The sequence below is a fragment of the Streptomyces sp. NPDC029956 genome (assembly GCF_055574655.1).
In genome coordinates, this window is sequence record NZ_JBVHZJ010000070.1 from 26074 (window position 1) to 43879 (window position 17806).

The 17806-nt window shown below is 69.5% G+C and carries 22 protein-coding genes; 6 read left to right on the forward strand and 16 right to left on the reverse strand.

The features are described 5' to 3' along the window. Window position 1: 1 nt before the first annotated feature. The 10 genes from rpsC to ACZ4XX_RS35665 all read right to left on the reverse strand — a co-directional run bounded on the left by rpsC (window position 2) and on the right by ACZ4XX_RS35665 (window position 6403). On the reverse strand, window positions 2-850 hold the full coding sequence (rpsC, locus tag ACZ4XX_RS35620) for a 30S ribosomal protein S3 (RefSeq protein ID WP_017239578.1): 849 nt from the start codon (window positions 848-850) through the stop codon (window positions 2-4). Next, the gene (rplV, locus tag ACZ4XX_RS35625; protein ID WP_056552397.1) at window positions 850-1197 is read right to left on the reverse strand and encodes a 50S ribosomal protein L22; all 348 of its coding nucleotides are present in this window, start codon (window positions 1195-1197) and stop codon (window positions 850-852) included. The genes rpsC and rplV overlap by 1 nt, the downstream gene beginning before the upstream one ends. Before the next feature lie 42 nt (window positions 1198-1239). Next, window positions 1240-1521: a 30S ribosomal protein S19 gene (rpsS, locus tag ACZ4XX_RS35630; RefSeq protein WP_024755409.1), complete on the reverse strand. Its 282-nt coding sequence runs from the start codon at window positions 1519-1521 to the stop codon at window positions 1240-1242. 12 nt (window positions 1522-1533) lie between these two features. Further along, window positions 1534-2370: a 50S ribosomal protein L2 gene (gene rplB / locus ACZ4XX_RS35635; protein WP_055598863.1), complete on the reverse strand. Its 837-nt coding sequence runs from the start codon at window positions 2368-2370 to the stop codon at window positions 1534-1536. A 40-nt stretch (window positions 2371-2410) separates the two neighbouring features. Then, window positions 2411-2734, reverse strand: coding sequence for a 50S ribosomal protein L23 (gene rplW / locus ACZ4XX_RS35640; protein ID WP_024755407.1), 324 nt, complete (start codon window positions 2732-2734; stop codon window positions 2411-2413). Then, window positions 2734-3384, reverse strand: coding sequence for a 50S ribosomal protein L4 (gene rplD, locus ACZ4XX_RS35645; RefSeq protein WP_189831625.1), 651 nt, complete (start codon window positions 3382-3384; stop codon window positions 2734-2736). The genes rplW and rplD overlap by 1 nt, the downstream gene beginning before the upstream one ends. 7 nt (window positions 3385-3391) lie before the next feature. Beyond that, window positions 3392-4036, reverse strand: coding sequence for a 50S ribosomal protein L3 (rplC, locus tag ACZ4XX_RS35650; protein WP_148005762.1), 645 nt, complete (start codon window positions 4034-4036; stop codon window positions 3392-3394). A gap of 11 nt (window positions 4037-4047) precedes the next feature. Then, on the reverse strand, window positions 4048-4356 hold the full coding sequence (gene rpsJ / locus ACZ4XX_RS35655; protein WP_003948644.1) for a 30S ribosomal protein S10: 309 nt from the start codon (window positions 4354-4356) through the stop codon (window positions 4048-4050). Between the two features lie 446 nt (window positions 4357-4802). Beyond that, window positions 4803-6044, reverse strand: coding sequence for an RNA polymerase sigma factor (locus tag ACZ4XX_RS35660; RefSeq protein ID WP_468511977.1), 1242 nt, complete (start codon window positions 6042-6044; stop codon window positions 4803-4805). After that, window positions 6041-6403, reverse strand: coding sequence for a YciI family protein (locus tag ACZ4XX_RS35665; RefSeq protein WP_468511978.1), 363 nt, complete (start codon window positions 6401-6403; stop codon window positions 6041-6043). Before ACZ4XX_RS35665 ends, ACZ4XX_RS35660 begins: the two co-directional genes overlap by 4 nt. Before the next feature lie 214 nt (window positions 6404-6617). Here ACZ4XX_RS35665 and ACZ4XX_RS35670 point away from each other — a divergent pair, with 214 nt between their 5' ends. Next, on the forward strand, window positions 6618-8597 hold the full coding sequence (locus ACZ4XX_RS35670) for a PIG-L family deacetylase (protein ID WP_468511979.1): 1980 nt from the start codon (window positions 6618-6620) through the stop codon (window positions 8595-8597). Between the two features lie 87 nt (window positions 8598-8684). Here ACZ4XX_RS35670 and tuf read toward each other — a convergent pair whose 3' ends face one another. The 5 genes from tuf to ACZ4XX_RS35695 form a co-directional block, all read right to left on the reverse strand. After that, a complete protein-coding gene (gene tuf / locus ACZ4XX_RS35675; protein WP_468511980.1) occupies window positions 8685-9878 on the reverse strand; it encodes an elongation factor Tu in 1194 nt (397 codons plus the stop codon). A gap of 150 nt (window positions 9879-10028) precedes the next feature. Further along, window positions 10029-12158, reverse strand: coding sequence for an elongation factor G (gene fusA / locus ACZ4XX_RS35680; RefSeq protein ID WP_468511981.1), 2130 nt, complete (start codon window positions 12156-12158; stop codon window positions 10029-10031). Between the two features lie 39 nt (window positions 12159-12197). Beyond that, window positions 12198-12668 carry a 30S ribosomal protein S7 gene (rpsG, locus tag ACZ4XX_RS35685; RefSeq protein ID WP_015035567.1) on the reverse strand — a complete coding sequence of 157 codons (471 nt, stop codon included), beginning with the start codon at window positions 12666-12668 and terminating at the stop codon, window positions 12198-12200. A gap of 2 nt (window positions 12669-12670) precedes the next feature. After that, window positions 12671-13042 (reverse strand): 30S ribosomal protein S12, encoded by a 372-nt coding sequence (rpsL, locus tag ACZ4XX_RS35690; protein ID WP_003948652.1) that lies wholly within the window; start codon window positions 13040-13042, stop codon window positions 12671-12673. 338 nt (window positions 13043-13380) lie between these two features. Next, on the reverse strand, window positions 13381-13830 hold the full coding sequence (locus ACZ4XX_RS35695) for a helix-turn-helix domain-containing protein (protein WP_073910666.1): 450 nt from the start codon (window positions 13828-13830) through the stop codon (window positions 13381-13383). 247 nt (window positions 13831-14077) lie between these two features. On the opposite strand from ACZ4XX_RS35695, the gene ACZ4XX_RS35700 reads away from it, so the two are divergent. From ACZ4XX_RS35700 to ACZ4XX_RS35710, 3 genes are read left to right on the forward strand one after another with little or no spacing between them, the layout of a single operon-like run. Further along, entirely contained in the window at window positions 14078-14365 is a 288-nt protein-coding gene (locus tag ACZ4XX_RS35700) for a WhiB family transcriptional regulator (RefSeq protein WP_468511982.1), read from the forward strand. After that, a complete protein-coding gene (locus ACZ4XX_RS35705) occupies window positions 14358-15101 on the forward strand; it encodes a hypothetical protein (protein ID WP_468511983.1) in 744 nt (247 codons plus the stop codon). Before ACZ4XX_RS35700 ends, ACZ4XX_RS35705 begins: the two co-directional genes overlap by 8 nt. Further along, on the forward strand, window positions 15095-15298 hold the full coding sequence (locus ACZ4XX_RS35710; protein ID WP_468511984.1) for a MerR family transcriptional regulator: 204 nt from the start codon (window positions 15095-15097) through the stop codon (window positions 15296-15298). The genes ACZ4XX_RS35705 and ACZ4XX_RS35710 overlap by 7 nt, the downstream gene beginning before the upstream one ends. Window positions 15299-15375: 77 nt before the next feature. On the opposite strand, the gene ACZ4XX_RS35715 is transcribed toward ACZ4XX_RS35710, so the two are convergent. Beyond that, on the reverse strand, window positions 15376-16203 hold the full coding sequence (locus tag ACZ4XX_RS35715; RefSeq protein WP_468511985.1) for an ATP-grasp domain-containing protein: 828 nt from the start codon (window positions 16201-16203) through the stop codon (window positions 15376-15378). A 309-nt stretch (window positions 16204-16512) separates the two neighbouring features. On the opposite strand from ACZ4XX_RS35715, the gene ACZ4XX_RS35720 reads away from it, so the two are divergent. Next, on the forward strand, window positions 16513-16923 hold the full coding sequence (locus ACZ4XX_RS35720) for a hypothetical protein (RefSeq protein ID WP_364289110.1): 411 nt from the start codon (window positions 16513-16515) through the stop codon (window positions 16921-16923). Window positions 16924-17069: 146 nt separating this feature from the next. Then, complete coding sequence (locus ACZ4XX_RS35725) at window positions 17070-17681, forward strand: phage tail tube protein (RefSeq protein ID WP_468511986.1); 612 nt, start codon at window positions 17070-17072, stop codon at window positions 17679-17681. The last annotated feature ends 125 nt before the right edge of the window (window positions 17682-17806 follow it).

Here is a 17806-nt window from a genome sequence, read left to right on the forward strand (position 1 = left end):
GTCAGGCCTCCGTTCCGGTGCTCTCAGCCGGAGCGGCAGCGGCGGCGGGAGCGTCGGCCTTGGGGGCCTCGGCAGCCGGCGCGGACTGCTGCTGCGGCTTGCGGCCGCGGCCGCCACGCTCGCCACCGCGGCCACCACGGCCGGCCGGGCGGTCGCCAGCGCCGGCGCCACGGGCCGGGCGGTTACCCGCACGGGCCGCAGCGTTCTCGGCGCGGACCTCGGCGATGTTCTTGACGTCGCCCTTGTAGATCCAGACCTTGACGCCAATGCGACCGAAGGTCGTCTTGGCCTCGAAGAAGCCGTAGTCCACGTTCGCGCGGAGCGTGTGCAGCGGCACACGACCCTCGCGGTAGAACTCCGAGCGGGACATCTCGGCGCCGCCGAGACGACCGCCACACTGGATCTTGATGCCCTTGGCGCCGGCCTTCATCGTGCCCTGCATGCTCTTACGCATGGCACGACGGAAGGAGACGCGGGAGGAGAGCTGCTCGGCAACGGCCTGAGCAACCAGCTGAGCGTCCATCTCGGGGTTCTTGACCTCGAGGATGTTCAGCTGGACCTGCTTGCCCGTGAGCTTCTCGAGGTCGCCGCGGATGCGGTCGGCCTCGGCGCCACGGCGGCCGATGACGATGCCGGGACGCGCGGTGTGGATGTCCACCCGCACGCGGTCACGGGTGCGCTCGATCTCAACCTTCGAGATGCCGGCGCGCTCCATGCCGGACGTCATCATCCGACGGATGGCGACGTCTTCCTTGACGTAGTCCTTGTACAGCTTGTCGGCGTACCAGCGGGACTTGAAGTCCGTGGTGATGCCGAGCCGGAACCCATGCGGGTTAACCTTCTGGCCCATTACCGGGTTCCTTCCTTGCTGCTGACGACCACGGTGATGTGGCTGGTCCGCTTACGGATCCGGTAGGCACGGCCCTGAGCACGCGGACGGAACCGCTTCAGGGTCGGGCCCTCATCCACGAACGCCTCGCTGATGACCAGCGAAGAGGCGTCGGTGTGGTCGTAGTTGTGTGCAGCGTTGGCGATGGCGCTGTCAAGCACCTTGCCAACCGGCACGCTCGCGGCCTGCGGGGCGAAACGCAGGACCGCCTGAGCCTCCGTGGCGTCCATGCCACGGATAAGGTCCACCACTCGGCGGGCCTTCATGGGCGTGACGCGGATGTACCGCGCCTGGGCCCTGGCTTCCATGGTTGTCCTTCCAGTGTCTGTCATGGTCATTCCACCCCGCTACTAGCGGCGCTTCGACTTCCGGTCGTCCTTCACGTGACCCCGGAAGGTGCGCGTCGGCGAGAACTCGCCGAGCTTGTGGCCGACCATCGACTCGGTGACAAACACCGGAATGTGGGTCTTGCCGTTGTGCACCGCGATCGTGTGGCCGAGCATGGCCGGGATGATCATCGAGCGACGGGACCAGGTCTTGATGACGTTCTTGGTACCGGCTTCGTTCTGTACGTCCACCTTCTTTACGAGGTGTCCGTCGACGAAGGGTCCCTTCTTGAGACTGCGCGGCATCTAAACCCGCTCCTAGCGCTTCTTGTTCGTCTTGCGGCGGCGGACGATGTACTTGCTCGAAGCCTTCTTCGGCGAGCGAGTACGACCCTCCTTCTGACCCCACGGGGAGACCGGGTGGCGACCACCGGAGGTCTTACCCTCACCACCACCGTGCGGGTGGTCAACCGGGTTCATCGCCACACCGCGGACGGTCGGGCGGACGCCCAGCCAGCGCTTACGGCCGGCCTTGCCCCAGTTGATGTTCGACTGCTCGGCGTTGCCGACCTCGCCGATCGTGGCGCGGCAGCGGGCGTCGACGAGACGGATCTCACCGGACGGCATACGAAGGTGGGCCATCGTGCCCTCCTTCGCCAGCAGCTGCACGGAGGCACCAGCGGAGCGCGCGAACTTGGCGCCGCCACCGGGACGGAGCTCGATCGCGTGGATCGTGGTACCGACCGGGATGTTGCGGAGCGCCAGGTTGTTGCCGGGCTTGATGTCAGCGCCGGGGCCGTTCTCGACGCGGTCACCCTGCGTCAGACCCTTGGGGGCGATGATGTAGCGCTTCTCGCCGTCCACGTAGTGGAGCAGCGCGATGCGCGCGGTGCGGTTGGGGTCGTACTCGATGTGAGCGACCTTGGCCGGCACGCCGTCCTTGTCGTGACGACGGAAGTCGATCACGCGGTAGGCACGCTTGTGGCCACCGCCCTGGTGACGGACGGTCACACGACCGGTGTTGTTACGGCCGCCCTTGCTGTGCAGGGGGCGGACCAGCGACTTCTCCGGCGTGGACCGCGTGATCTCGACGAAGTCGGCTACGGAGGAGCCACGGCGGCCCGGCGTAGTCGGCTTGTACTTGCGGATTCCCATTTCTCAGTCCTCGTCCGATTCCGGACGATCCAGACCGCCCTTAGGCGGTCGGACCGCCGAAGATGTCGATACGGTTGCCCTCGGCAAGGGTCACGATGGCGCGCTTGGTGTCCTTGCGCTTGCCGAAACCGGCCTTGGTGCGCTTGCGCTTGCCCTGGCGGTTGATCGTGTTGACCCCGGTGACCTTGACCGAGAAGACCGCCTCGACGGCCTGCTTGATCTGGGTCTTGTTGGAGCCAGGCGCGACGATGAACGTGTACTTGTTCTCGTCCAGCAGTGCGTAGCTCTTCTCCGAGACGACCGGCTTGACGAGAATGTCGCGCGGGTCCGAGAAGGTCTTGCTGGTGACGACGGCCTCAGTCATCAGGCGTCGCTCCCTTCGGTCTCAGCGGTCTGGGGGCCAGACACGAAGGACTCGAGGGCGGCCTTGGTGAAGACCACGTCGTCGGAGACGATCACGTCGTACGTGTTGAGCTGGCCCGGCTCCAGGATGTGCACCTGGGGCAGGTTACGAGCGGACAGCCACGCAGCCTCGTCGGAGCGCTCGACGACCAGGAGCAGGTTCTTGCGCTCCGAGATCTTGCCGAACAGCGTCTTCGCGGCCTTGGTGGAGATGTCACCCTCGACCACGCCGGTCACGACGTGGATGCGGGAGTGGGTGGCCCGGTCCGAGAGGGCACCGCGGAGGGCGGCGACCTTCATCTTCTTCGGGGTCCGCTGCGAGTAGTCACGCGGCTGCGGGCCGTGGACGACGCCACCGCCGACGAACTGCGGAGCGCGGGTCGAACCCTGACGGGCGCGGCCGGTGCCCTTCTGGCGGTAAGGCTTCTTGCCACCACCACGGACTTCGCCACGGCGCTTGGTCTTGTGCGTGCCCTGACGGGCCGCGGCCAGCTGCGCGACGACGACCTGGTGGATCAGCGGAACGCTGACCTTGGCGCCGAAGATCTCCTCGGGGAGCTCGACGGTCCCGGTCTTGTCGCCTGCCGGCGAAAGGATGTCAATGGTGCTCATCGGTTCCTCAAACCCCCTTGGCCGCGGTGCGGACCAGGACGAGGCCACCGTTGGGGCCGGGGACGGCGCCCTTGATGAGCAGCAGACCCTTCTCGGCGTCAACGGCGTGGACGGTCAGGTTCTGGGTGGTCACGCGCTCGTTGCCCATGCGACCAGCCATCTTCATACCCTTGAAGACACGGCCCGGGGTGGCGCAGCCACCGATGGAACCGGGCTTGCGGTGCACGCGGTGGGCACCGTGCGACGCCTTGCCACCACGGAAGTTGTGGCGCTTCATGACACCGGCGAAGCCCTTGCCCTTGCTCTTACCGGTGACGTCGACCTTCACGCCGGCCTCGAAGAGCTCGGCGGTGATCTCCTGGCCGAGCGTGTACTCGGAGGCGTCAGCGGTGCGGAGCTCCACCAGGTGGCGGCGCGGGGTGACGTCGGCCTTGGCGAAGTGACCCTTGAGGGGCTTGTTCACCTTGCGCGGGTCGATCTCGCCGAAGGCGATCTGGACCGACTCGTAGCCGTCGACGTCGTTCGTACGCACCTGGGTCACGACATTGGGGCCGGCCTTGACGACGGTCACCGGGACAATCCGGTTGTTCTCGTCCCAGACCTGCGTCATGCCGAGCTTCTCGCCCAGGATGCCCTTGATGTTCTTAGCCATCTCGCGCGCCCTCAGAGCTTGATCTCGATGTCAACGCCCGCCGGGAGGTCGAGACGCATGAGCGAGTCAACCGTCTTCGGCGTGGGGTCGAGGATGTCGATGAGGCGCTTGTGCGTGCGCATCTCGAAGTGCTCGCGCGAGTCCTTGTACTTGTGCGGCGACTTGATGACGCAGTACACGTTCTTCTCAGTGGGCAGCGGCACCGGGCCTGCGACCGACGCACCAGTGCGGGTCACCGTCTCGACGATCTTCTTCGCCGAGGAGTCGATGACCTCGTGGTCGTAGGCCTTGAGCCGGATGCGGATCTTCTGTCCCGCCATGGCTACTAGTAGTCCTTTGTCTCGTAACGCTCTGGAACCCGATCGGCTTCGCTTACTGAAAAGCGTTGTCGTATCTCCGACCCACGCGGTCGGGCGTGTCGCACTCCCTCTACGCAGAAATCCCTGAGGATTTCCCAACCAAGGGGGCACGGTCGCCATGACCGCAGGCCGGGGGCAAAACACCCACCGGGCGCCTGGCCGGCACCCCGCTGACGCTTCCCAGAAGATTCCCGTACGTCCGCTCCTGAAAAGGAGCGACGAGTACTGTGGGACTCGCTTCCGGTCCTCCCGACGGGAGGCGCGCAGCATCGGCACTCAACCGAGCAACCCCGACAGTCTGCCATACGGGGCCATCCGGCCGCCAATCGGGAGCGAAGACTGTACCCCACGTCACGTACGGTCATGCGCCGGGGCGCACGCGCCGGGAACGGCCGCCCCCCTCCGCCTCACGCCAAGCGCCGTGCCCGCTCGGTGAGATGACGACGCTCCGGGGCACTGGTCGTACGGCGTGCCGCCTCCCGGTAGGCCTCCGCGGCGGTCTCCTTCTCGCCGAGGAGTTCGAGCAGATGGGCCCGCGCGGCGAGCAGCCGGTGATGCCGGGCCAGCCGCTTGTCCCGCGCGAGGTCGTCCAGGAGCGCGAGCCCGGCCCCGGGTCCCTCGACCATCGCGACGGCCACCGCACGGTTGAGGGTGACCATCGGATTCGGCCCGGTCCGCTCCAGGAGCTCGTACAGCGCGAGGATCTGCGGCCAGTCGGTCGCCCCGGCGGTCTCCGCCTCGTCGTGCACCGCCGCGATCGCCGCCTGCAGCTGGTACGGGCCGACCTGGCCCCGGGGCAGCGTGCGGCTGATCAGCTCGACCCCCTCCGCGACGAGCCGGCCGTCCCACCTCCCCCGGTCCTGCTCCGCGAGCGGCACCAGTTCGCCGTGCGGTCCCGTGCGGGCCGGCCTGCGGGCGTCGGTGAGCAGCATCAGCGCGAGCAGACCGGCCGTCTCGGTGTCCTCGGGCAGCAGCCGGTGGAGCAGCCGCCCGAGCCGGATCGCCTCGGTCGACAGTTCGGGCGCGGTCAACTCCTCGCCGGCGCTGGCCGTATAGCCCTCGTTGAAGATCAGGTAGAGCACGTGCCGGACCTCGGCGAGCCGGGCCGTGCGGTCCTCCCCCGGCGGGAGTGCGAGCGACCCGCCCGCCTCCCTGATCGTCTGCTTGGCCCGGCTGATGCGCTGCGCCATCGTCGACTCGGGTACGAGGAAGGCGGCGGCGATCTGCGCGGTGGTGAGGCCGCCGACGGCGCGCAGGGTGAGCGCGATCCGGCTGGGCGGGGACAGTTCCGGGTGGCAGCAGAGGAACAGCAGGGCGAGCGAGTCGTCCCGGTCGCTGCCGGGAGCCTCGTCCGCGGCGCGCGCCAGGAGTTCGGAGTCCGGGGTGGCCAGGGCCACGGCGTCCTCGCGGCGCCTGCGGGCGGCCTCGCCGCGCACCAGGTCGACGAACCTGCGGGTGGCGACGGTGACCAGCCAGCCGCGCGGGTTGCCCGGGACACCGTCCTCCGGCCACTGCCGGGCGGCGGCGATCAGGGCCTCCTGGACGGCGTCCTCGCAGAGGTCGAAGGTGCCGTACCGGCGGACGAGCGCGCCGAGGACCTGCGGCGCGAACACGCGCAGCAGGCCTTCGACCTCGGCGGAGCCGCTCACACGTCCGCCGCGGACTCGTGCAGGATCGGCCACAGCTCGACGGGGCCGGTGTCCGCGAAGGGCATGTCCGCGGCGATCTCCTGGGCCCGCTCCAGGCTGTCGCAGTCGAGCAGGTAGAAGCCGGCCAGGTACTCCTCGGTCTCCAGGTACGGGCCGTCGGTGACCGCGGGGGCGCCGCCCTCACGCCGTACGAGCTGGGCGGTGGCCGCGTCGGCGAGTCCGTACGCGCCGATCAGCTCGCCGCTCTCGCGGTACCTCCGGTTGAACGCCTCCTGGCGGGCGATCGCCTCGGGCCAGGCCTCGGCGGGGAAGGCGTCCCACGTGGCCTGGTTGCCGTAGATCATCGCGGCGTACTTCATCGTGGTCGTCCTCCCCGTCCCGCGCGCCCCTGCGGCGTGCTGTCACTCCCTGGTCGGAGCCGGCGGCCGCTCCTCGACATGATCGACGGCGATCTCTCGCCGAGCTCTCGCCGGTGGCCGCATCCTGCCAGGCGGGGTTCGGTCCGCACACAACCACCGACATCGAACGTTCGTCTTACAGGGGACCGCAACGCCCAGGGGACGGACCGCCCACGTGACCACAGCACCCCGCCGGCGGGCGGTTCTCGCCGCAGGCCTCGCCGTCACCTCGGCCGTCGCCGGGTGTTCCGTGCCGGCGCCGCGCAGGACCGCGCCGACCGTCGACCCCGCGCCCGGCAAGCCGATCGCCTCCGCCCGGACCCGGCGCGCGCTGCTCCTGCAGGTCGCCGCCCACCCCGACGACGACCTGTACTTCATGAACCCCGACACCCAGCGGCTCCTCGACGCCGGGGTCCCGCTCGTCTCCGTGTACGTGACCGCGGGCGAGCACACCGGCCGGAACCGGATCAAGGGGATGCCGGAGACTCCCCCGGACCGCGCCGCCTACTCCTCGGCGCGCCACCAGGGCCTGCGCCAGTCGTACGCTGCGGCGCTCGGCCTGCCGATGTTCACTCCCTGGCGGCGCGAGGTCCTCACGCTCCCCGGCGGCCGGCGGGCGGAGACCGACACCCTCGACCACGGCGGCAACCGGATCGAGCTGGTCTTCCTCAACCTGCCGATGCACACGAACCGGCGCTACATGGCCCTGCCGGCCCTCTGGCACGACCGCGCGCTGGAACTGCGGACCCATCTGTCGACCGGTTCGCCCGTGACCCGCTCGGACACCTACGACTACGACCAGCTGGTCGGCGTCCTCGCCGGACTGCTCGGCCGCTACCGGCCCACCGTCGTGCACACCCTGGACCCCGACCCGGACATCCAGCTCAGCGACGAGGCCACCCGCAAGCGGGACTCGGAGCAGGCCGGCTACTCCGACCACGGTGACCACACGGCGGTCGCGTCCTTCACCTGGGCCGCGCTGAGCCGCTGGGTCTCGGACGCGGTACGGGACGGCGAACCGATACCGGCGTTCACGACGACCGCGTTCCGCGGCTACTACAACCGGCACTGGCCCAAGAACCTCCCGCCCCAGGTGCTCGGGGCGAAGGCCGCCCGCCTCGTCCCGTACGGCGGTGACCCCTCCTGGGAGTGCGGCAACCCCTCGGGCTGCGGCGACTACGGCGTCGGCGGCGAGCGGCCGCTCACCAACCGCAAGGGCTGGGTCCGCTCCACCCACCACCGCTGGCCCACCGGGGGTCCGGCGCTCGCCGAGCGGCCGGACGGCCGCCTCGCCGCCTACGGGGTGCTCGGCCTGCGCGCGGTCCGCTGGCAGGAGACGGCGCCCGGCGTCTGGAGCGAACCGGCGGACCTCGGCGGCGGCCCGCTCGCCCCCGCACTCGGCTCGGCGGTGCTCGGCGACGGCCGGGTGCTGCTCTTCGGGGTGCGGTTCTCCGCGATCGACGGACACGGCGGGCGGAACCGGCGCGAGCTGGTGCTCCTGGAGCAGCGCTCCACCGGCGGCCCCTTCCTGGCCTGGCGCGGGCTCGGGAACCCGGAGCGCACGGACGACCGGGGGCGCCGGGTCGGTGCGCCGGTTGCCGTCGCGGCGCCCGACGGCCGGGTCCATCTCTTCGTACGGAACGCGGACAAGAACGTCTCGACCCGGGTACGGGCGGCGGACGGCGCCTGGGGCCCGTGGCGGACGCTCCCCGGGGCGGCGGAGGTCCAGGACGGACTCGCCGTGTCGCTCGACGCGACGGGCCGGGTGCACCTCCACGCGGCGGGGCGGGAGTCGGTACGGCACTGGGTGGACGGGGTCGAGCAGGCGGAGCCGCTGCCGCTCTCCGGATCCACGGTGGCGTCGGCGGGCGGCGACCTCTACTACCGGCGCCCGGCCGGCGGGGAACTCCTCGGGCCCGGGGGCGACGCCGGTCTGGACGGCTACGGGGGTGTGGTCGCCGCGCGCTCCGCGGCGCTGGGGACCGTGCTCCTGGGCACGGATCCGGACGGCCGGGTGCGGATGCGGACCGGGGGCAGGCTGCGGACCCGTACGACGGGGGCGCCGGCGGTGTCGGCGGCGCTGCACCTGCGCGCGGACGGGGCGACCGTGGTGGGCATCGGCGCGGACGGTCACCCGTGGAGCTGGCGGCCGTGACCCGCCGCGGACATGCGAGAAGGCCCCGCACCGAAAGGTGCGGGGCCTTCTGCTGCAGCTCGTGGAGCTACCAGGTCAGATCACTGATTACTCGGTGATGGAGACGACCTGGCCGGCGCCGACGGTCCGGCCACCCTCACGGATGGCGAACTTGAGGCCCTCCTCCATGGCGATGGGCTGGATCAGCTCAACGCTCATGGCGGTGTTGTCGCCCGGCATGACCATCTCGGTGCCCTCGGGGAGGGTCACGACGCCGGTCACGTCCGTGGTACGGAAGTAGAACTGCGGGCGGTAGTTGTTGAAGAACGGGGTGTGACGGCCACCCTCGTCCTTCGACAGGATGTAGGCCTGGGCCTCGAACTTCGTGTGCGGCGTGACCGAGCCCGGCTTGATGATGACCTGGCCGCGCTCGACGTCCTCGCGCTTGATGCCACGGAGGAGCAGACCGACGTTCTCACCGGCCTGGCCCTCGTCGAGCAGCTTGCGGAACATCTCGATGCCGGTGACCGTGGTGGTGGTCTTCTCGGTCTTGATGCCGATGATGTCGACGGTCTCGTTGACCTTGAGGACACCACGCTCGATACGACCGGTGACGACGGTGCCACGACCGGTGATCGTGAAGACGTCCTCGATCGGCATCAGGAACGGCTTGTCGACGTCACGCTCGGGCTGCGGGATGGACTCGTCCACCGCGTGCATGAGGCCGAGAAGCTTCTCGCCCCACTCCTTGTCGCCCTCGAGCGCCTTGAGCGCCGAGACACGGACGACCGGAAGGTCGTCGCCCGGGAACTCGTACTCGGAGAGGAGCTCACGGACCTCGAGCTCGACGAGCTCCAGGATCTCCTCGTCGTCCACCATGTCGGCCTTGTTCAGGGCGACGACGATGTACGGAACGCCGACCTGGCGGGCCAGGAGCACGTGCTCCTTGGTCTGCGGCATCGGGCCGTCGGTGGCGGCGACCACGAGGATCGCGCCGTCCATCTGCGCGGCACCCGTGATCATGTTCTTGATGTAGTCAGCGTGACCCGGGCAGTCGACGTGCGCGTAGTGACGCGACTCCGTCTGGTACTCGACGTGCGCGATCGAGATCGTGATACCGCGCTGGCGCTCCTCGGGAGCCTTGTCGATCTGGTCGAAGGCCGAGGCCTCGTTCAGGTCCGGGTACGCGTCGTGCAGCACCTTGGTAATGGCGGCCGTGAGGGTCGTCTTACCGTGGTCAATGTGACCGATGGTGCCGATGTTGACGTGCGGCTTAGTCCGCTCGAACTTTGCCTTCGCCACTGAATCCTCCTGCGGAGTGGTTCTGTACGCCTTGCTCATCGGCGCCAGGTGATCTTTGCTGGGATGCCATCCGCCGGGACCCGATCCCTCGGGTTTCGGGGGCTGAGCCCCGGCGACTGGTGTCAAGCCTAAAGCGTGAACTCGGAAGAGTTACTCGCCCTTGGCCTTCGCGATGATCTCCTCGGCGACGTTCCGCGGAACCTCGGCGTAGGAGTCGAACTGCATCGAGTAGCTTGCGCGACCCGAGGTCTTGCTGCGGAGGTCTCCGACGTAGCCGAACATCTCCGAGAGGGGCACGAGGCCCTTCACGACGCGAGCGCCGCTGCGCTCCTCCATGGCCTGAATCTGACCACGGCGGGAGTTGATGTCGCCGATGACCTCACCCATGTAGTCCTCGGGCGTGGTGACCTCGACGGACATCATGGGCTCGAGGATGACCGGCGAAGCCTTCCGCGCGGCCTCCTTGAAGGCCTGCGAACCGGCGATCTTGAACGCGAGCTCGGAGGAGTCGACCTCGTGGTAGCCACCGTCGAGAAGGATGACGCGGACGCCGGTCATCTCGTAGCCGGCCAGGATGCCGAACTGCATGGCCTCCTGCGCACCCGCGTCGACCGAAGGGATGTACTCCTTCGGGATGCGGCCACCGGTGACCTTGTTCACGAACTCGTACGAGGCGTCGCCGTCCGTGATCGGCTCGATCGCGATCTGCACCTTGGCGAACTGACCGGTACCACCGGTCTGCTTCTTGTGGGTGTAGTCCACGCGCTCGACGGTCTTGCGGATCGTCTCGCGGTACGCGACCTGCGGCTTGCCGACGTTCGCCTCGACCTTGAACTCGCGACGCATACGGTCGACGAGGATGTCGAGGTGAAGCTCGCCCATACCACCGATGATGGTCTGGCCGGTCTCCTCGTCCGAGTGCACCTGGAAGGAGGGGTCCTCCTCCGCGAGACGCTGGATGGCAACACCCAGCTTCTCCTGGTCACCCTTGGACTTGGGCTCGATGGCGACCTGAATGACCGGCGCCGGGAAGTCCATGGACTCCAGGATGACCGGGTTCTTGTCGTCACACAGCGTCTCACCGGTGGTGGTCTGCTTGAGGCCCATGACGGCGACGATGTCGCCGGCGCCCACCGAGTCGATCTCCTCACGCTTGTTCGCGTGCATGCGGTAGATCTTGCCGATGCGCTCCTTCTTGCCCTTGACGGAGTTCAGCACCGCGGTGCCGGCCTCCAGGCGACCGGAGTAGATCCGGACGAAGGTGAGCTTGCCGAGGTGCGGGTCGCTCGCGATCTTGAACGCGAGGGCCGACAGCGGCTCGTCGTCGGACGGCTTGCGCTTGACGACAAGCTCGGCGTCCTTGACGTCGTGGCCCTCGATGGCCTCGACGTCCAGGGGCGACGGGAGGTAGCGGACGACAGCGTCGAGCAGGGGCTGAACGCCCTTGTTCTTGAACGCGGTGCCACAGAAGACGGGGGTGATCGTCTTCTCGCCGCCACCCTTGCCGGAGGCGATGGTGATACGACGGACAGCCGCGTACAGCTGCTCCTCGGTGGGCTCGACGCCCTCGAGGAAGAGCTCCATGAGCTCCTCGTCGTTCTCCGCGACGGTCTCGACCAGCTTCGCGCGCCACTCGTCGGCGAGCTCGGTGTGCGAGGCCGGGATGTCGACGACGTCGTACATCTCGCCCTTGCTGGCCTCGGCGGACCAGACAAGCGCCTTCATGCGGACCAGGTCGACAACGCCCTGGAAGTCCATCTCGGAGCCGATGGGGAGCTGCATGACGATCGGGACGGCGCCGAGGCGCTCCACGATCATGTCGACGCAGCGGAGGAACTCGGCACCCGTACGGTCGAGCTTGTTGACGAAGCAGATACGCGGCACGCCGTAGCGGTCCGCCTGTCGCCAGACAGTCTCGGACTGGGGCTCGACGCCGGCCACACCGTCGAACACGGTGACAGCACCGTCGAGCACGCGCAGCGAACGCTCCACCTCGACGGTGAAGTCGACGTGACCCGGCGTGTCGATGATGTTGATCGTGTGATCGACATTCTCGAGCGGCCAGTGGCAGGTCGTCGCGGCAGACGTGATCGTGATGCCGCGCTCCTGCTCCTGCTCCATCCAGTCCATCGTGGCAGCGCCGTCGTGGACTTCACCGATCTTGTACGAAACGCCGGTGTAGAACAGGATCCGCTCGGTGGTGGTCGTCTTGCCCGCGTCGATGTGAGCCATGATGCCGATGTTGCGCACCTTGGCAAGGTCAAGCGAAGTGGTAGCCATATCGGCTCAGTCTTCTCTCGGTCTCGATGTGGGTTGCGACTACCAGCGGTAGTGCGCGAAGGCCTTGTTGGACTCGGCCATCTTGTGCGTGTCCTCACGCTTCTTGACGGCCGCACCGAGGCCGTTCGAGGCGTCGAGGAGCTCGTTCATGAGGCGCTCGGTCATGGTCTTCTCGCGACGGGCGCGGGAGTAACCGACGAGCCAGCGGAGGGCCAGCGTGGACGCGCGGCCCGGCTTGACCTCGATCGGCACCTGGTAGGTGGCGCCACCGACACGGCGGGACTTGACCTCGAGGGCCGGCTTGACGTTCTCCAGCGCGCGCTTCAGCGTGATGACGGGGTCCTGGCCGGTCTTCTCACGAAGACCCTCCATGGCGCCGTACACGATGCGCTCGGCGGTGGAACGCTTGCCGTCCAGCAGGATCTTGTTGATCAGCGAGGTGACAAGAGGAGAGCTGTAGACCGGGTCGATGATGACCGGGCGCTTCGGGGCGGGGCCCTTACGAGGCATTCTTACTTCTCCTTCTTGGCGCCGTAGCGGCTGCGAGCCTGCTTACGGTTCTTGACGCCCTGCGTGTCGAGGGAACCGCGGATGATCTTGTAGCGAACACCCGGCAGGTCCTTCACACGGCCACCACGCACGAGCACGATGGAGTGCTCCTGCAGGTTGTGACCCTCACCCGGGATGTAGGCCGTGACCTCGATGCCGGAGGTCAGACGCACACGCGCGACCTTACGGAGGGCCGAGTTCGGCTTCTTCGGGGTGGTCGTGAACACACGCGTGCAGACGCCGCGACGCTGAGGGGAACCCTCGAGTGCGGGCGTCTTGTTCTTCTCGACCTTGTCCTGCCGGCCCTTCCGGACCAGCTGCTGGATCGTAGGCACTACTTCTCCGGTTTCTGTGTGCCGTCGGTGAAACTAACCTGGAACATTCGCCGACCCACGCGGTCGGGTGTGTCGAATCTCGCGAGCCCTTCCGCCGAGGCGGAGAAGGCGCGGATCACGGTGGCCGATATATGACTCGCCTTGCGGTTGAGGACACGCACGCGAGCCCAGGCACACCCCAGGCACAAGGCTTGAGCGTACCTATCGCATGGACTCCGGTCAAAACAAATGCCCACGCGCACGCGGTCCCGGCCGGGGAGGGCCGGGACCAGGCAAGATCACATCGGGCGAGGGCCGGTCCGGGGCGGGACCGGGGTGGATCCCGGGCGGGACCGGGGTCAGTCCCGGGCCGTGCGGCGGGGTTCGGGGGCCTCGGCGGACCCCTCCGCCTCCGTGTCGGGCTCCAGGAACTGGTTCACGACCTTGACGAAGACGCCCATCCGGTCGTCGGGGACGCCCAGCCAGCGCGCGAAGTCCTCCATCGAGGGCTGCCAGTCGCTCGGCGGCAGCAGATCCGCCGCCATCGGAAGCTCCTCCGGGCTCACCCGGCCGGACCGGATCAGCATGTCGCGGACCGAGACCCCGAGCAGCGGGGCGATCCTGCGCATGGTCTCCAGGTCGGGCATGCTCTGCCGCTGCAGCAGGCGCGTCACGGCAGCCCGGTGCACCCCGGCCTCGTCCGCGATCCGGGACTTGCCGCCGCCGCGCGGGCTGTCGATGTCGTAGCCGCGCTGTCGCATCAGGCCTTCGACCCAGCCTGCGAACTCATCCAGCCCACGAGTGGTCATGTACAGCTCCTCACTCCACTCCTCCAGGCGCTCAACTCTAGCGTGCTTGCGCGCACAGAATTACTTGGTTTCGAGTACGCAACGTGTCGAAACGATGAAGGTCGCTCCCGGGGTGCCCCACAAAACTTGTTGCGCGCCCGCACGCAACATGTAACTCTGGCTCGCCGCCGCACTCGTCGGCCCCCTGAGCCCCAACGGCCCCATCGGTCCCATGGAGTTCGGGGTGCCCCGGACCGTGGAGAACCTCTTGTCCCAGCCCGACCCCACCCCCTGGCAGGCCGCCGCCGCGTGCGCCGACCTCTCCCCGTCCGTCGTCTTCGCCCGCCGCGCCAATCAGGCGGCCCCGGCGCTGCGCGCCTGCGCCGGCTGCCCCGTCCGCCGCGAGTGCGAGACGGCGGTGGCACCCGCCGAGAGCTACTTCGACGGCGTCTGCGCGGGCCGCCTCTGGCGCAACGGGCGCCCGGCGGACGCGGCCCGCGTGGCGAAGGCCGTCGCCCTCGCCCCGACGCTCACCCGGAGCGGCCGCCGTGGCTGACCGCACGCCCGCCCTCGCTTCCGTCGAGCTCGTGCTGCGCGACATCGCGCTCTGGACCGCCTCCCTCGTACGCCAGTTCCCCGAGCTGTCCGAAGAGCTCGCGCCCGGCCGCCGCGGCCCCGCCGGGAGCGCCCCGGCCCCCTCCCCCGCGGGCCGTGACGAGCAGATCCGCGAGGAGCGCCGCGAGGCGCTGCTCCTCCAGCAGCGGCACGGCCTCTCCGTGCCCGGCCACGGCGCCGCCCCGATCCGGCTGCACGTCTCCGACGCGATCCGCGACATCACCGACGGGGTGGTGGAGCTGGAGGAGGCCGTGTGCGCCCGGCTCGCGCTGCCCCGGCCGCCCCGCGCCGGGGTGATCGACCGGCTCCGCCGGGTCGTGGGACTCCTCGACGCGGTCGCCGCCGACCCGGACCTCGCCCGGCACGTACGGGACGAGATCCGCCGGATGGCCCGGCGCTGCGCTCGGACGCTGGGCGACTCGGAGACCGTCGTACGGGTGTCGGGCCGCTGCCCCTGGTGCGACTCGGTGTCGCTGCGGGCCTTCCCCGACCGGCGCGCGGTGCTCTGTGTGAACCCGGCCTGCGTGTGCACGGACGAGGCGTGCGGCTGCCAGGACGACCCCTCCTACCGGCACCTGTGGCCGGAGCGGGAGTGGGCGGAGCTCGCGGCCGCCTCCGGCTCCCGCACCGAGGAGATCGAGGCGGCGATGGACGACCCGAAGGAGGCCTCGTGCTGAGCTCGCCCGTCCTGCCGGCCCTGATCCCCGGACCGTTGGCCGCCGAGGAGGCCGGCGTCGCCCCCGCGACCATCCGCAAGTGGGTCCAGCTCGGGCATCTGCGGGCCGCCGGAAAGACGGGCCGGGCCCAGCTCTTCCGCCTGGAGGACGTGTTCGCCGCCGAGCGCGTGGCCCGCCGCCGTCCCCGTACCGCCTGACTCCCCGTCGTACGAGAAGCGCCCCCCGTCCGTGAAGGACGGGGGGCGCTTTCTCGTGCCGCGCCTCGTGCCGCTCCTCATGCCTCCAGGAAGCGGTGGAGCGAGTCCGTGAAGGCGGCGGTGAAGCGGTCGCGGGTCTCCTCGGGGACGCGGTCGAGGGAGAGATAGGGGTTGAGGTCCTCCAGCTCGACGAGGAGCAGCTCGCCGTCGGGGGCGCGGCAGGCGTCCACGCGCTGGATGCCGTGGTCGAGGGTGTTCCAGTCGACGAAGCGGCGGGCGAAGGCGAGGTCGTCCTCGGTGGGTTCGTACGTCTCCAGGACCCAGCGGCGTGAGGGGTCGGGGGCGTGGAGGGCGTACTGGAAGAGGTCGTCGACGAAGTAGAAGGAGACCTCGTACCGGAAGTCGATGCGCGGCTGGACGAGGAGGCCGTCGTACGCGAGGCCGGCGAGCTCCTCGTACGCGAGGAAGCGCAGGCCTATCGAGTCGGCGCCGGCCTTGGGCTTGACCGCGTACTCGGCGGCGGCGGGCAGCCGGTGGAGGTCCTCGGGCCGGTCGACGGTGGGGATGACCGGGTATCCGGCGGCGGTCAGGTCGAGCAGGTACTGCTTGCCGGCCATGTCGCCGCGGCCGTGGAGCGGGTTGTAGACGCGGGTGCCCTCGGCGAGGGCGCGCTCACGGAAGGCGTCGTACTCCTTCTGGTAGCCGATGACCGGGCCGCTGTTGCGTACGACGACGGCGTCGAAGCCGCCCATGAGGGCGGCGGCGTCGAGCGGGTGGCAGAGCGCCAGGTCGAAGCTCTCGCGCAGCCGGGCGGTGAGGTGGATGTCCTCGTCGCAGTAGCGCCGTCCGCGGGCCGGGTAGGCGAGGTCGGTGACGTACAGGAGGCGGGGGCGGGCGGCGGGCACGGGGCGGCTCCTCTTTCGGTGGCCGCCAACCTATCGGGCACGCGTGCGGACCTGCACGGGAGGACGTCGGGCGGGGGCGTACCGAGGGCGTACGGAGGGGCGCGCGGAGGAACAGGCGGAGGGACATCCAGAACTAGTTGCGTGCGCGCACGCTCTCTGTCACAGTTGGTGCAGCGGCGGAGCTGCGCCCGAACGACGGGCGGCGGCTTCGCCGTTCGCCGTCCGGGCGCGCTGCCGCGCACCGCCCCCTCCCGCCGGAGCGCCCCGGGCGGCACCCCGTCCCGCACCCTCTCCCGAGGAGAACCCGTCATGACCACTCCCCCGAGTGCTTTCCCGGACGTCGAGAAGCTGGTCGTCGACGTCCTCAAGGCCGACCCGGCCCTGGCCGGCGCGACCATCGCGGTCAACGCGCCGGCCGGCTTCGACGGCACCCAGGCCGCCGTCCTGGTCAACCGCCGCGGCGGCGCCTGGATCGGCGACCTGCACGTCGACATGCCGCTGATCGAGTTCGAGGTGTACGGGCCGACCAAGAACGCCGCCCACGTCCTCGCCAACGGCGCCCGCCGGGCCCTGCTCGCCACCATCGGCAAGCAGATCGGCGCCGGCAACGTCGTCCACGACGTCGAGGAGCAGGACGGGCCGCGCTGGCTGCCCGACTACCTCTACCGGGGCGCCAACCGATACCTGTGCGTCATCCGCCTCTCCCTGAGCGTGTTCTAGCCGCTCGCCGCGGGGTTCCGCGCCCCGCACCGAGCGCCCCCGGGCGCTCGCCCCACAGACCAGGCCTCGCCGTCCGGCGGGGCCTTTGCCGTACCCGGATCCCACACCGGGACGGCGCCCTCACCCATCACAAGGAGAGATCCACCATGGCAGGAAACAACTCGGCCGAGATCCGCGTCGCCGGCACCGGCAAGCTCTACGTGGCCGACGCCGGCTCCGCCGCCCCGACCACCTTCGGCGCCGACGCCGCGGCCGACTGGACCGGTGCGGGCTGGAAGGACCTCGGCTTCACGACCGGCGACGGCGTGACCTTCGCCAAGAAGGACAAGCTGGAGCCGATCGACTCGTGGCAGTCGGTCTCCCCGGTGCACTTCATCTACTCCAGCCGTGACCTCTCGCTGAAGTTCTCCATGCTCCAGTTCAACGAGCTGACGCTGCCCTTCTTCATGGGCGGCGGCAAGGTCGAGGCCGAACCGGCCGCGTCCACGGAGACCTACAAGTACGAGATCGCCGAGCGTCCGTTCGCGGACGTGCGCGCCCTCGGCCTGGAGTTCACCGACGTCAAGGCCGGTGGCGCCACCGCGGTCACGTACCGCTTCATCATCCCGCGCGGCCAGGTCACCGCGTCCGACGACATCAAGCTGGCCCGCAAGGCCGCGTCCACGCTGGGCGTGACCTTCACGGCCATGTCGCAGGGCGACGGCAAGCCGCTGGCGACCTTCCTCATGAAGGACAGCCAGTACGGCACGGCCGTCTGATCCGTCCTGCCCCGGGGGGGGGGGGGGGGGGGGGGGGGGGGGGGCCCCCCCCCCCCCCCCCCCCCCCCCCCCAAAAAAAAAAAAGAAAAAGAGCAAGGGTGGACCCGGCCAAAGCAGAAAGAGGG